12 protein-coding genes are annotated in these 13794 nt (G+C 69.4%); 11 read left to right on the top strand and 1 reads right to left on the bottom strand.

All coding sequences use genetic code 11. From position 1 onward, the window contains the following. Positions 1-2 precede the first annotated feature (2 nt). From OHB13_RS04930 to metK, 11 genes are all read left to right on the top strand, one after another. Positions 3-1289, top strand: a complete 1287-nt coding sequence (locus OHB13_RS04930; RefSeq protein WP_328375904.1) for a dihydroorotase — start codon at positions 3-5, stop codon at positions 1287-1289. Continuing rightward, entirely contained in the window at positions 1286-1909 is a 624-nt protein-coding gene (locus OHB13_RS04925) for a PH-like domain-containing protein (RefSeq protein ID WP_328375902.1), read from the top strand. The genes OHB13_RS04930 and OHB13_RS04925 overlap by 4 nt, the downstream gene beginning before the upstream one ends. Beyond that, positions 1906-3057 (top strand): glutamine-hydrolyzing carbamoyl-phosphate synthase small subunit, encoded by a 1152-nt coding sequence (carA, locus tag OHB13_RS04920; protein WP_266858965.1) that lies wholly within the window; start codon positions 1906-1908, stop codon positions 3055-3057. The genes OHB13_RS04925 and carA overlap by 4 nt, the downstream gene beginning before the upstream one ends. Next, positions 3050-6361, top strand: a complete 3312-nt coding sequence (gene carB / locus OHB13_RS04915) for a carbamoyl-phosphate synthase large subunit (RefSeq protein WP_328375899.1) — start codon at positions 3050-3052, stop codon at positions 6359-6361. The genes carA and carB overlap by 8 nt, the downstream gene beginning before the upstream one ends. Before the next feature lie 94 nt (positions 6362-6455). Further along, positions 6456-7565, top strand: coding sequence for a quinone-dependent dihydroorotate dehydrogenase (locus tag OHB13_RS04910; protein ID WP_328375898.1), 1110 nt, complete (start codon positions 6456-6458; stop codon positions 7563-7565). After that, the gene (gene pyrF, locus OHB13_RS04905) at positions 7562-8410 is read left to right on the top strand and encodes an orotidine-5'-phosphate decarboxylase (RefSeq protein ID WP_328375896.1); all 849 of its coding nucleotides are present in this window, start codon (positions 7562-7564) and stop codon (positions 8408-8410) included. The genes OHB13_RS04910 and pyrF overlap by 4 nt, the downstream gene beginning before the upstream one ends. 315 nt (positions 8411-8725) lie before the next feature. Continuing rightward, the gene (locus OHB13_RS04900; protein ID WP_266858973.1) at positions 8726-9049 is read left to right on the top strand and encodes an integration host factor; all 324 of its coding nucleotides are present in this window, start codon (positions 8726-8728) and stop codon (positions 9047-9049) included. Between the two features lie 38 nt (positions 9050-9087). Next, a complete protein-coding gene (gene gmk, locus OHB13_RS04895; RefSeq protein ID WP_328375894.1) occupies positions 9088-9681 on the top strand; it encodes a guanylate kinase in 594 nt (197 codons plus the stop codon). A 25-nt stretch (positions 9682-9706) separates the two neighbouring features. Continuing rightward, a complete protein-coding gene (gene rpoZ / locus OHB13_RS04890; RefSeq protein ID WP_003970369.1) occupies positions 9707-9979 on the top strand; it encodes a DNA-directed RNA polymerase subunit omega in 273 nt (90 codons plus the stop codon). A 144-nt stretch (positions 9980-10123) separates the two neighbouring features. Next, complete coding sequence (gene coaBC / locus OHB13_RS04885; RefSeq protein WP_405749782.1) at positions 10124-11335, top strand: bifunctional phosphopantothenoylcysteine decarboxylase/phosphopantothenate--cysteine ligase CoaBC; 1212 nt, start codon at positions 10124-10126, stop codon at positions 11333-11335. A gap of 240 nt (positions 11336-11575) precedes the next feature. After that, entirely contained in the window at positions 11576-12793 is a 1218-nt protein-coding gene (gene metK, locus OHB13_RS04880; protein WP_266858979.1) for a methionine adenosyltransferase, read from the top strand. A gap of 129 nt (positions 12794-12922) precedes the next feature. Here metK and OHB13_RS04875 read toward each other — a convergent pair whose 3' ends face one another. Continuing rightward, complete coding sequence (locus tag OHB13_RS04875; protein ID WP_328375890.1) at positions 12923-13504, bottom strand: hypothetical protein; 582 nt, start codon at positions 13502-13504, stop codon at positions 12923-12925. Positions 13505-13794: the final 290 nt, after the last annotated feature.

Raw genomic sequence — 13794 nt, 5'->3', positions numbered from 1 at the left:
TCATGAGCAAGACCCTGATCCGTGGTGCGAAGGTGCTCGGCGGCGAGCCGCAGGACGTCCTGATCGACGGCGAGACCATCGCGGCGGTGGGCCCCGGCCTGTCCGCCGACGGCGCCGATGTCATCGAGGCCGACGGCCGGATCCTGCTGCCCGGCCTCGTCGACCTGCACACCCATCTGCGTGAGCCGGGCCGTGAGGACTCCGAGACCGTGCTCACCGGTACCAAGGCCGCCGCCTCCGGCGGGTTCACCGCAGTCCACGCCATGGCGAACACCTTCCCCGTCGCGGACACCGCCGGCGTCGTGGAGCAGGTCTGGCGCCTGGGCAAGGAGTCCGGCTACTGCGACGTGCAGCCCATCGGCGCCGTCACCGTCGGCCTGGCCGGCAAGCAACTCGCCGAACTCGGCGCGATGCACGACTCGGCCGCCGCCGTCCGGGTCTTCTCCGACGACGGCAAGTGCGTGGACGACGCCGTGATCATGCGCCGCGCCCTGGAGTACGTGAAGGCCTTCGACGGCGTCGTTGCCCAGCACGCCCAGGAGCCCCGGCTCACCGAGGGCGCCCAGATGAACGAGGGCGTCGTCTCCTCCGAACTGGGTCTCGGCGGCTGGCCCGCCGTCGCCGAGGAGTCGATCATCGCCCGCGATGTGCTGCTCGCCGCCCACGTCGGCTCCCGGGTGCACATCTGCCACCTGTCGACGGCCGGTTCCGTGGAGATCGTCCGCTGGGCCAAGTCCAAGGGCTGGAACGTCACGGCCGAGGTGACCCCGCACCACCTCCTCCTCACCGACGAGCTGGTCCGTACGTACAACCCGGTCTACAAGGTCAACCCGCCGCTGCGCACCGAGGCCGATGTGATGGCCCTGCGCGAGGCGCTCGCCGACGGCACGATCGACTGTGTCGCCACCGACCACGCCCCGCACCCGCACGAGGACAAGGACTGCGAGTGGGCCGCGGCCGCCATGGGGATGGTGGGCCTGGAGACCGCGCTCTCCGTCATCCAGCAGACGATGGTCGACACCGGGCTCGTCGACTGGGAGACGGTCGCCGACCGGATGTCCTTCCGCCCCGCTGCCATCGGCCGCCTGGCGGGCCACGGCCGGCCGATCGCCGCCGGTGAGCCCGCGAACCTCACGCTGGTCGACGCGGCTTACCGTGGTGAGGTGGACCCCGCGGGCTTCGCCTCCCGCAGCCGCAACACTCCGTACGAGGGCCGTGAGCTGCCGGGACGCGTCACCCACACCTTCCTGCGGGGCAGGGCAACGGTCGTGGACGGGAAGCTGGCGTGACACCTCTCATCAATCTTCACCTCGCAGCGGAACAGAAGTCGGCGGACGTCACCGACTGGTCGGGCCGCATCGGCTGGATCGTCGGCCTGCTGCTCTTCGTCGCGCTCGTCTACTGGCTGATGCGCGAAGGCTGGAAGTGGCGCGGGACGCTCCAGAGCGACCTCCCCGAGCTGCCTGGAATGCCGGACGAACCGGGTGCGGCCAGACTGGAGATGAGCGGCCGCTACCACGGCTCGACCACGGCAGGGCAGTGGCTCGACCGGATCGTCGCGCACGGCCTGGGCACCCGCAGCAAGGCCGAGGTGACGCTCACGGACGCGGGTGTGGCGGTCGTACGCCCCGGGGCCGAGGACTTCTTCATCCCGGCGGCGCAGCTCCGCGAGGCCCGGCTCGACAAGGGCATCGCGGGCAAGGTCCTCACCGAGGGCGGCATGCTGATCATCACCTGGCAGCACGGCGACAAGCTGCTCGACTCCGGCTTCCGCTCCGACCGGGCGGCGGAACAGGCCGCCTGGGTCGAGGCCGTCAACGCCATGAGCCGCCCGGCGGGCGCGCACACCACGGACAGCACCACCAGCACCACGCACCACCCGATCACGACGGAAGGCACCGCACGATGACGATCTCCAGCCCGGGGAACGCCTCGGAGAGGAAAGCGGCATCCCCCGCCGTACTCGTCCTGGAGGACGGCCGGTGTTTCCGCGGCCGCTCCTACGGGGCCACCGGGGAGACCTTCGGTGAAGCGGTGTTCAACACCGGGATGACCGGTTACCAGGAAACCCTCACCGACCCCTCCTACCACCGCCAGGTCGTCGTGATGACCGCCCCGCACGTGGGCAACACCGGCGTCAACGACGAGGACGACGAGTCCGCGAAGATCTGGGTCGCCGGCTATGTCGTACGCGACCCCGCCCGTATCCCGTCGAACTGGCGCTCGCGCCGCTCCCTCGACGACGAGCTGGTGAAGCAGGGCATCGTCGGCATCAGCGGTATCGACACCCGGGCCCTCACCCGGCATCTGCGGGAGCGCGGCGCGATGCGCGTCGGCATCTTCTCCGGCAACGCGGTCGCCGACGAGGGAATGCTCCTCGCCAAGGTCCGGCAGGCACCCGAGATGAACGGCGCCGACCTCTCCGCCGAGGTCGCCACCACTGAGACGTACGTGGTCCCGGCGGTCGGCGAGAAGAAGTTCACGGTCGCCGCCATCGACCTCGGCATCAAGGGCATGACCCCGCACCGGATGGCCGAGCGCGGCATCGAGGTGCACGTCCTGCCCGCGACCGCCACCGCCGACGACGTGTACGCGGTCGCCCCCGACGGAGTGTTCCTCTCCAACGGCCCCGGCGACCCCGCCACCGCCGACCTGACGGTCATCAAGGCCGTCCTGGAGCGGAAGACCCCGCTCTTCGGCATCTGCTTCGGCAACCAGCTGCTCGGCCGCTCGCTGGGCTTCGGCACCTACAAGCTCAAGTACGGCCACCGCGGCATCAACCAGCCCGTGCAGGACCGTACGACCGGCAAGGTCGAGGTCACCGCGCACAACCACGGCTTCGCCGTCGACGCGCCGCTCGACCAGGTCTCCGACACGCCCTACGGCCGTGCCGAGGTCTCCCACGTCTGTCTCAACGACAACGTGGTCGAAGGACTCCAGCTGCTCGACCAGCCGGCCTTCAGCGTCCAGTACCACCCCGAAGCAGCCGCAGGCCCGCACGACGCCGCGTACCTCTTCGACCGCTTCGTATCCCTGATGGAGGGCCAGCGTGCCTAAGCGCACCGATATCCAGTCCGTTCTGGTGATCGGGTCCGGTCCGATCGTCATTGGTCAGGCTGCCGAGTTCGATTACTCGGGTACCCAGGCGTGCCGGGTGCTCAAGTCGGAGGGCCTGCGGGTCATCCTGGTCAACTCGAACCCGGCCACGATCATGACCGACCCGGAGATCGCCGACGCCACCTACGTCGAGCCGATCACTCCGGAGTTCGTCGAGAAGATCATCGCGAAGGAGCGCCCGGACGCCCTGCTGCCGACCTTGGGCGGGCAGACCGCGCTGAACACCGCGATCTCGATGCACGAGGGCGGGGTGCTGGAGAAGTACGGGGTCGAGCTGATCGGCGCGAACGTCGAGGCGATCAACAAGGGCGAGGACCGCGACCTGTTCAAGGGTGTCGTCGAGGCGGTGCGCACCAAGATCGGTCACGGTGAGTCCGCCCGCTCGGTGATCTGCCACACGATGGACGACATCATCAACGGCGTCGACGAGCTCGGCGGCTACCCCGTCGTCGTCCGCCCCTCCTTCACGATGGGTGGTGCCGGTTCCGGCTTCGCGCACGACGAGGAGGAGCTGCGGCGGATCGCGGGGCAGGGGCTGATGCTGTCGCCGACCACCGAGGTGCTCCTGGAGGAGTCCATCCTGGGATGGAAGGAGTACGAGCTGGAGCTGATGCGGGACAAGCACGACAACGTCGTGGTCGTCTGTTCCATCGAGAACTTCGACCCGATGGGCGTGCACACCGGGGACTCGATCACGGTGGCTCCGGCGATGACGCTGACCGACCGTGAGTATCAGCGGCTGCGGGACATCGGTATCGCGATCATCCGTGAGGTGGGCGTCGACACCGGTGGCTGCAACATCCAGTTCGCCGTCAACCCCGAAGACGGCCGGATCATCGTCATCGAGATGAACCCGCGTGTTTCGCGGTCCTCGGCGCTGGCGTCGAAGGCGACGGGGTTCCCGATCGCGAAGATCGCGGCCCGGCTCGCTGTCGGATACACGCTGGACGAGATCCCGAACGACATCACGGAGAAGACTCCGGCGTCGTTCGAGCCGACGCTCGACTACGTGGTGGTGAAGGTCCCGCGGTTCGCGTTCGAGAAGTTCCCCGCCGCGGATGCCACGCTCACCACGACCATGAAGTCGGTGGGTGAGGCGATGGCGATCGGCCGTAACTTCTCCGAGGCGCTCAACAAGGCGCTGCGTTCGCTGGAGAAGAAGGGTTCGCAGTTCACCTTCACCGGTGACCCCGGCGACAAGACCGCACTGCTGGAGAAGGCCGGGGTTCCGACCGACGGGCGGATCAACACGGTCATGCAGGCGATGCGGGCCGGCGCGACACCCGAAGAGGTCTTCGACGCGACGAAGATCGACCCGTGGTTCGTCGACCAGCTGTTCCTGATCCTGGAGCACGCGCAGGAGCTGGCCGCCGCCGAGAAGCTCGACCCGCAGCTGTTGGCGGATGCGAAGCGGCATGGTTTCTCCGATGCGCAGATCGCGGGGATCCGGGGCCTGCGTGAGGACGTCGTCCGCGAGGTGCGGCACGCGCTGGGGGTGCGCCCGGTCTACAAGACGGTCGACACCTGCGCCGCCGAGTTCGCCGCGAAGACCCCGTACTTCTACTCCTCCTACGACGAGGAGAGCGAGGTCGCACCGCGCGAGAAGCCCGCCGTGATCATCCTCGGCTCGGGCCCGAACCGGATCGGCCAGGGCATCGAGTTCGACTACTCCTGTGTCCACGCCTCCTTCGCGCTCAGCGACGCCGGCTACGAGACCGTGATGGTCAACTGCAACCCCGAGACGGTCTCCACCGACTACGACACCTCCGACCGGCTCTACTTCGAGCCGCTCACCCTCGAAGACGTCCTGGAGATCGTGCACGCCGAGATGCTGGCGGGGCCCGTCGCCGGTGTCATCGTCCAGCTCGGCGGCCAGACCCCGCTGGGCCTGGCACAGGCCCTCAAGGACAACGGCGTGCCGGTCGTCGGCACCCCGCCGGAGGCCATCCACGCCGCTGAGGACCGCGGCGCGTTCGGGCAGGTCCTCGCCGAGGCCGGGCTGCCCGCGCCCAAGCACGGCACGGCCACCACGTTCGACGAGGCCAAGGCCATCGCCGACGAGATCGGCTACCCGGTCCTGGTCCGCCCGTCCTACGTGCTCGGCGGACGCGGCATGGAGATCGTCTACGACGAGACCCGACTCGCCTCCTACATCGCCGAGTCCACGGAGATCAGTCCTACCCGCCCGGTGCTGGTCGACCGGTTCCTCGACGACGCGATCGAGATCGACGTCGACGCGCTCTACGACGGCACCGAGCTCTACCTCGGCGGCGTCATGGAACACATCGAGGAAGCCGGGATCCACTCCGGTGACTCCGCCTGCGCGCTGCCCCCCATCACCCTCGGCGGCTTCGACATCAAACGGCTGCGCACCTCGACCGAGGCCATCGCCAAGGGCGTCGGTGTCCGCGGGCTGATCAATATCCAGTTCGCGCTGGCCGGGGACATCCTCTACGTCCTGGAAGCCAACCCGCGCGCCTCCCGTACGGTGCCCTTCACCTCGAAGGCCACCGCGGTCCCGCTGGCCAAGGCCGCAGCCCGCATCTCACTCGGCGCGACCGTCGCCGAGCTGCGCGCGGAGGGGATGCTCCCGGCGACCGGCGACGGTGGGACTCTGCCGCAGGACGCGCCGATCTCGGTGAAGGAGGCGGTGATGCCGTGGTCGCGTTTCCGTGACATGCACGGCCGTGGCGTCGACACCGTCCTCGGCCCGGAGATGCGTTCCACCGGTGAGGTCATGGGCATCGACTCGGTCTTCGGGACCGCGTACGCGAAGTCGCAGGCGGGGGCGTACGGGCCGCTGCCGACCAAGGGGCGGGCGTTCATCTCGGTCGCCAACCGGGACAAACGCTCGATGATCTTCCCGGCCCGTGAGCTGGTCGCGCACGGCTTCGAGCTCCTGGCCACCTCGGGGACCGCGGAGGTACTGCGGCGTAACGGGATCAACGCGACCGTGGTCCGCAAGCTCTCCGAGGGCGAGGGCCCCGGTGGTGAGCGGACCATCGTCCAGCTCATCCACGACGGGGACGTCGACCTGATCGTCAACACCCCCTACGGCACCGGTGGCCGGCTCGACGGCTACGAGATCCGTACCGCGGCCGTGGCCCGCTCCGTGCCCTGCCTCACCACGGTCCAGGCACTCGCCGCCGCCGTGCAAGGCATCGACGCACTCAACGGCGGCGACGTCGGCGTTCGTTCCCTCCAGGAACACGCACGCCATCTGACCGCGGCACGCGAGGCGTAGCAGCCCACGAGGGGGACACCGGAAACGGTGTCCCCCTCTTCATGAGCCCCCGTACGTGAGTTCCCGCCCGGGGGCTCGTCATGAGGAAAGCCGGATGTACAAACTCTTCTTCGACCTGGTCTTCAAGCGGATGGACCCCGAGCGCGCCCACCACCTGGCCTTCCGCTGGATCCGCACCGCGGCACGGATCCCGGTGCTGCGCACCTTCGCAGCCGCCGCTCTCGCGCCCCGCCACAAGGAACTGCGTACGGAGGCCCTCGGTCTGCGGATGCACGGACCCTTCGGCCTCGCCGCCGGCTTCGACAAGAACGCGGTCGCCATCGACGGCATGACCATGCTCGGCTTCGACCACGTCGAGATCGGCACCGTCACCGCGCAGCCCCAGCCCGGCAACCCCAGGAAGCGGCTCTTCCGCCTGGTGGCGGACCGCGCGCTCATCAACCGCATGGGCTTCAACAATGAGGGCTCCGCGGCCGTGGCGGCCCGTCTGGCGGCCCGTAACCCCGTCTTCAGGACCACCGTCGGCGTCAACATCGGCAAGACCAAGGTCGTCCCCGAGGAGGAAGCCACCGGCGACTACGTCACATCGACCGAACGGCTGGCCCGCCACGCCGACTATCTGGTCGTCAATGTGTCGTCGCCGAACACCCCGGGGCTGCGGAACCTCCAGGCCACGGAAGCGCTGCGCCCGCTGCTGACCGCCGTACGCGAGGCGGCCGACCGCACCGTCACGGAGCGGCGGGTCCCGCTCCTGGTGAAGATCGCCCCCGACCTGGCCGACGAGGACGTGGACGCCGTCGCCGACCTGGCGGTGGAACTGGGCCTGGACGGCATCATCGCCACCAACACCACCATCGCGCGCGACAGCCTCGGCCTGCGGTCCGCCCCCGAGCTCACGGAGGAGACCGGCGGCCTCTCCGGCGCACCGCTCAAGGAACGCTCCCTGGAGGTCCTGCGCCGTCTGCACGGGCGCGTGGGCGGCGACCTCACCCTGATCGGGGTCGGCGGCATCGAGACCGCCGACGACGCCTGGCAGCGGATCCTGGCAGGGGCCACGCTGGTCCAGGGCTACAGCGCCTTCATCTACCAGGGCCCGTTCTGGGCCCGCGCGATCCACAAGGGCCTCGCGGCCCGGCTGCGCAACAGCCCGTACGCCACCCTCGCCGAAGCCGTCGGCGCCGACACCCGGAAGGCCACCCGATGACGCCCCAGCAGCCACTCGAACCGTTCGGCACCCGGCTGCGCCGGGCGATGGACACCCGCGGGCCGCTCTGCGTCGGTATCGACCCGCACGCCTCCCTGCTGACCGCCTGGGGCCTCGGCGACGACATCGCCGGTCTGGAGCGCTTCACACGCACGGTCGTGGAGGCGCTGGCCGACCGGGTCGCGGTGCTCAAGCCGCAGTCCGCCTTCTTCGAGCGGTTCGGCTCACGCGGCATCGCTGTCCTGGAGAAGGCCGTCGCCGAGGCGCGTTCGGCCGGGGCCCTGGTGCTCATGGACGCCAAGCGCGGCGACATCGGCTCGACCATGGGCGCCTACGCCGCCACCTATCTGGACCAGGGCTCGCCGCTCTTCTCGGACGCGGTGACCCTCTCGCCGTACCTCGGCTTCGGCTCGCTGCGGCCGGCCCTGGACGCGGCGGTGCTCAGCGGCGCGGGTGTCTTCGTCCTCGCGCTGACCTCCAACCCGGAGGGCGCCGAGGTCCAGCGGGCCACGGTGCCCGACGGCCGGCCGCTCGCCCGGGTGATGCTCGACCACATGGCGGCCGAGAACGAGGGCGCCGACCCTCTCGGCTCGGTGGGCGCCGTCGTCGGTGCGACGCTCGGCGACCCGGGGGTACGCCTGGACATCAACGGCCCGCTGCTCGCCCCCGGCATCGGCGCCCAGGGGGCGACGCCCGCGGATCTGCCCCGGGTGTTCGGTTCGGCGGTCGGCAACGTGGTGCCGAGCGTCAGCCGGGGAGTCCTGCGCCACGGGCCCGACACCGCGGCCCTCCGCGATTCGGCCGCCCGGTTCGCCGACGAAGTGCGTACCGCGGTCGCCGGTTAGCGAGCGTCCGGCCGGTCAGCGAGGTCCGGGGCCGGGCCGGGCGCGAAACCCGGGCCGGAAACCCGGGGCGGTGCGGCGAGATTCAGCCAGTTCCGGTCCGGTGGGCCGAAAACCGGGGTGTTATGCCCTAAATATCCCCTCCGGCCAAGGCTGACCAGGACTTTTCGTCTGTTCTCGCTGACTGGAGCGGCCCTGGCCGCTAGTCTCCGTCGAGAGCCGACGTGCAATTCTCTTGTTCGTCGCTCCGCAGGTGTGGGGCGATCAGGTTCCTCACCGGTCCGTATCCGACAGTTCGACATCCGAGGTGACGTAGGCGTGGCTCTTCCGCCCCTTACCCCTGAACAGCGCGCAGCCGCGCTCGAAAAGGCCGCCGCGGCTCGCCGGGAGCGGGCCGAGGTCAAGAATCGACTCAAGCACTCCGGCGCCTCCCTGCACGAGGTCATCAAGCAGGGCCAGGAGAATGGCGTCATCGGGAAGATGAAGGTCTCCGCTCTCCTTGAGTCCCTGCCCGGTGTGGGCAAGGTCCGCGCCAAGCAGATCATGGAGCGGCTCGGCATCTCCGAGAGCCGCCGAGTGCGCGGTCTCGGCTCCAATCAGATCGCCTCTTTGGAGCGCGAGTTCGGTGGCGGCGCTGCCTGACGTCCCGGGCACCCCCGGGAAGCTGGAATAATCGCCGCATGGCTGCAACACCCCGGGGGACGACCCCCGTACCCCCGGACCCCCATCCGCGGTTGACCGTGCTCTCCGGCCCCTCCGGGGTCGGCAAGAGCACGGTCGTCGCCCATATGCGCAAGGTTCACCCCGAGGTCTGGCTCTCGGTGTCGGCGACGACCCGCAAGCCACGCCCCGGCGAGCGCCACGGCGTCCAGTACTTTTTCGTGGACGACGAGGAGTTCGACAAGCTCGTCGCCAACGGTGAGCTGCTGGAGTGGGCCGAATTCGCGGGCAATCGGTACGGCACCCCGCGCCGGGCCGTCCTGGACCGCCTGGCAGCGGGGGAGCCGGTGCTCCTGGAGATCGATCTCCAGGGCGCCCGGCTCGTACGGGATTCGATGCCCGAGGCCCAGCTGGTCTTCCTGGCACCGCCCAGCTGGGACGAGCTGGTCCGCCGGCTCACCGGGCGCGGGACCGAACCGCCCGATGTCATCGAACGCAGGCTGGCGGCCGCGAAGATCGAACTGGCCGCGGAGTCGGAGTTCGATACGACTCTTGTCAATACCTCCGTCGAGGACGTGGCCCGCGAGCTGCTAGCCTTGGTCAAGGTTCTTTGATTTTCACTCCATCGGAAGGCAGAGAGTGTCCTCTTCCATCACCACGCCCGAGGGCATCATCAACCCGCCGATTGATGAGCTGCTCGAGGCAACCGACTCCAAGTACAGCCTTGTGATCTACGCCGCCAAGCGCGCGCGTCAGATCAACGCGTACTACTCGCAGCTCGGCGAAGGCCTGCTGGAGTACGTCGGTCCGCTGGTGGACACTCACGTCCACGAGAAGCCCCTCTCGATCGCGCTCCGCGAGATCAACGCGGGTCTGCTGACCTCCGAGGCCATCGAAGGCCCCGCGCAGTAACGCAGACAGTGATTTCTTTCACTCCGGGCCCGGCAGCACAGCTGCCGGGCCCGGAGTGTTTCCCGGGGCCCCCCGGAGCGCTGCCCTGCCCGTGATGCAGCATGGGGGTGTACGAATCCGAATGCGGAGCGAAGCCGGGGAGACGTGGACGTGGCGGAGAAGCCGAAGGTCGTTCTGGGGGTCAGCGGAGGCATCGCCGCGTACAAGGCGTGCGAGGTGCTGCGCAGGCTGACCGAGTCCGGCCATGACGTACGGGTCGTGCCGACCGGTTCCGCCCTCCACTTCGTCGGCGCCGCGACCTGGTCGGCGCTCTCCGGCCACCCGGTGTCCACCGAGGTCTGGTCCGACGTCCACGAGGTCCCGCATGTGCGGATCGGCCAGGGCGCGGATCTGGTGCTGGTCGCCCCCGCCACCGCCGACCTGCTCGCGAAGGCCGCCCACGGGCTCGCCGACGACCTGCTGACCAACACGCTCCTCACCGCCCGATGTCCGGTGGTCTTCGCCCCGGCGATGCACACCGAGATGTGGGAGCACCCGGCCACCCAGGAGAACGTGGCGACGCTGCGCCGTCGCGGCGCCGTCGTGATCGAGCCGGCTGTCGGGCGCCTCACCGGCGTGGACACCGGCAAGGGCAGGCTGCCCGACCCCGGCGAGATCTTCGAGACCTGCCGCCGGGTGCTCACCCGCGGGACCGCGGAGCCCGACCTCGCGGGCCGCCATGTCGTCGTCAGCGCCGGCGGCACCCGTGAACCGCTCGACCCGGTCCGCTATCTGGGGAACCGCTCGTCGGGCAAACAGGGGTACGCCCTGGCCCGTACGGCTGTCGCACGCGGCGCCCGGGTGACGCTGATCGAGGCCAACACCGGACTGCCCGCACCGGCCGGGGCCGATGTGGTGCACGTGGGGACGGCGGTGCAGCTGCGGGAGGCGGTACTGAAGGCCGCGGCCGACGCCGACGCGGTGGTCATGGCGGCAGCGGTGGCCGACTTCCGGCCCGCGGCCTACGCCCGGGGCAAGATCAAGAAGCGGGACGGCCAGGAGCCCGCACCCATCGCGCTGGTCCGCAATCCGGACATCCTCGCCGAGATCTCCGCGGAGCGCGCCACGCCCGGACAGGTCGTGGTCGGATTCGCGGCGGAGACGGACGACGTGCTCTCCAACGGACGGCACAAGCTGCGGCGCAAGGGCTGTGATCTGCTCGTCGTCAACGAGGTCGGGGAGGACAAGACCTTCGGCTCCGAGGAGAACGAAGCGGTCGTCCTCGCGGCCGGGGGTGACGAGACCGCCGTGCCGTACGGCTCCAAGGAAGCCCTTGCCGATACCGTCTGGGATCTGGTGGTATCGCGCTTCGGATGAAAATCTGGTGACAGCCACCGGGTCGGAGGAAGCCGGTGGAGGCCGTTTTCCACCCCATTTCGGCGGTCGTAAGGCCGTACCGCCGGTGCAGTGCCTCTGGTCACACGACTCCCACGGAGCGAGACACGTTCCCCGTTGACCGGAGGCGACCGATAAACTGGTCACGGAATGAGCCGGGCGCAGCCCCCGGCCCACTCCACCCATGATCAGCCAGCAGCCGCTGCAACCCCAGGGAGCGTTGTGTCCCGTCGTCTGTTCACCTCGGAATCTGTTACCGAGGGCCACCCTGACAAGATCGCTGACCAGATCAGCGACACGATTCTCGACGCGCTTCTGCGTGAGGACCCCGCTTCCCGTGTGGCCGTGGAGACGCTGATCACCACGGGCCAGGTGCATGTGGCCGGTGAGGTCACCACGAAGGCGTACGCGCCGATCGCGCAGCTCGTGCGGGAGAAGATCCTGGAGATCGGTTACGACTCGTCGAAGAAGGGCTTCGACGGTGCTTCCTGTGGTGTGTCGGTGTCGATCGGGGCGCAGTCCCCGGACATCGCGCAGGGTGTCGACACCGCGTACGAGAAGCGGGTGGCCGCTTCGGGTACCGAGGATGATGATCTCGACAAGCAGGGCGCGGGCGACCAGGGCCTGATGTTCGGCTACGCGTGTGACGAGACGCCCGAGCTGATGCCGCTGCCGATCCATCTGGCGCACCGGTTGTCGCGTCGTCTGTCCGAGGTTCGTAAGAACGGGACGATCCCGTATCTGCGTCCGGACGGGAAGACTCAGGTCACCATTGAGTACGACGGTGACAAGGCGCTGCGGCTGGACACGGTCGTGGTCTCCTCGCAGCATGCGAGTGATATCGATCTGGACTCGCTGCTCGCCCCGGACATTCGTGAGTTCGTTGTCGAGCATGTGCTGAAGCAGCTGATCGATGACGGCATCAAGCTGGACACCGAGGGGTACCGGCTGCTGGTCAATCCGACCGGTCGTTTCGAGATCGGTGGCCCGATGGGTGACGCGGGTCTGACCGGTCGCAAGATCATCATCGACACGTACGGCGGGATGGCCCGCCACGGCGGCGGCGCGTTCTCGGGTAAGGACCCGTCGAAGGTGGACCGCTCGGCGGCGTACGCGATGCGCTGGGTCGCCAAGAACGTGGTGGCCGCAGGCCTCGCCACCCGCTGCGAGGTCCAGGTCGCCTACGCGATCGGCAAGGCCGAGCCGGTGGGCCTGTTCGTCGAGACCTTCGGCACCGCCGCCACCGACGTCGAGAAGATCGAGCACGCCATCTCGGAGGTCTTCGACCTCCGTCCGGCCGCGATCATCCGCGACCTGGACCTGCTGCGCCCGATCTACGCCCAGACCGCCGCGTACGGCCACTTCGGCCGCGAACTCCCCGACTTCACCTGGGAGCGCACGGACCGCGTGGACGCACTGCGCAAGGCCGCGGGGCTGTAAGCCCGCTCGTTCCTGACACAGCACTGCCCGGCCCCTCCCGACGGAGGCGCCGGGCAGCGCTGTGTCGTACCCCGGAACGGGCCGGATCCGAACCCGGTCAGAACCGGATCGGAACGGATCAGGAGGAGATCAGAACGGGACCGACTCCGCAGGCGGGGGAGGCCCGGCGGGTCCCGCTCCATTGACGTGGGGCGAGGGCCGGCCGGGAGACGAGCCGAACCTCGTGTGGATCTCGGCCGCGGGGTCCCCGTCGAGATAGCGCAGTGTCCCGGCGACCTGCCCGGCGAGCAGGGAGACCACCGGGTCCTCCGGCCCCAGTCCGGCGGCGTGCACCAGCTGAGCGAAGGCGTCGCCCAGCCCAGCCCCGGCCGGTGACGTCGGGGGCGCTGCCTCTCCGGGGGCAGTTCCCGGAGCGCCGCCCGGCCCGGTGGGCGGCGCCGGTGTCCCGATGGGCGGAATCCCCGGCCCCTCCTCGGGCGGGCGTTCCACCAGATGCCGGAACTTCTCGTCGACGTCCTGGTTGTTGGCGGCCGATGTGAGCTGGGCGAGCAGGCCGATGTCCTTGACGGTCCTGTCCACGCGGTCGTCGTTCCGGTGCAGCCACCACACCACCGCGCTGCCGGTGTCCCGCAGGACGTCCTCACCCAGATAGGTCCGACGGCTCTGCTCGAACTTCCGCTCGTGCTCCCAGACCGCTTCGTCCTTGCGCACGGAGGCCAGCGCGGCCAGCCGCTCCTGGTCCCGGGCCAGCAGAACGCCCCGGCATCAGCCGAGCCACGATGAACCGGGCCCCCGACATCCTCACCGAGTGGAACGCGCGGACAGTCGCGACCGGCGCCCGAACCCCCGGCGAAGTCCGCCGAGACACCGAACTTGGTGAAGTCCGATGCCAGTTGAAAGAACTGAGACGTGAGCGGACCCAGCCCAGGGGCGCTTCGACGCAGCAGCCACCGTGATCACTGCCCTGCACCGTGACAAAGCGGGCCTACGCGAAGAACTCG

The sequence above is a fragment of the Streptomyces sp. NBC_00440 genome (assembly GCF_036014215.1).
GTDB lineage: Bacteria > Actinomycetota > Actinomycetes > Streptomycetales > Streptomycetaceae > Streptomyces.
The sequence above is the reverse complement of the archived record's forward strand: the minus strand, read 5'-3'. Positions and strand labels throughout refer to the sequence as shown.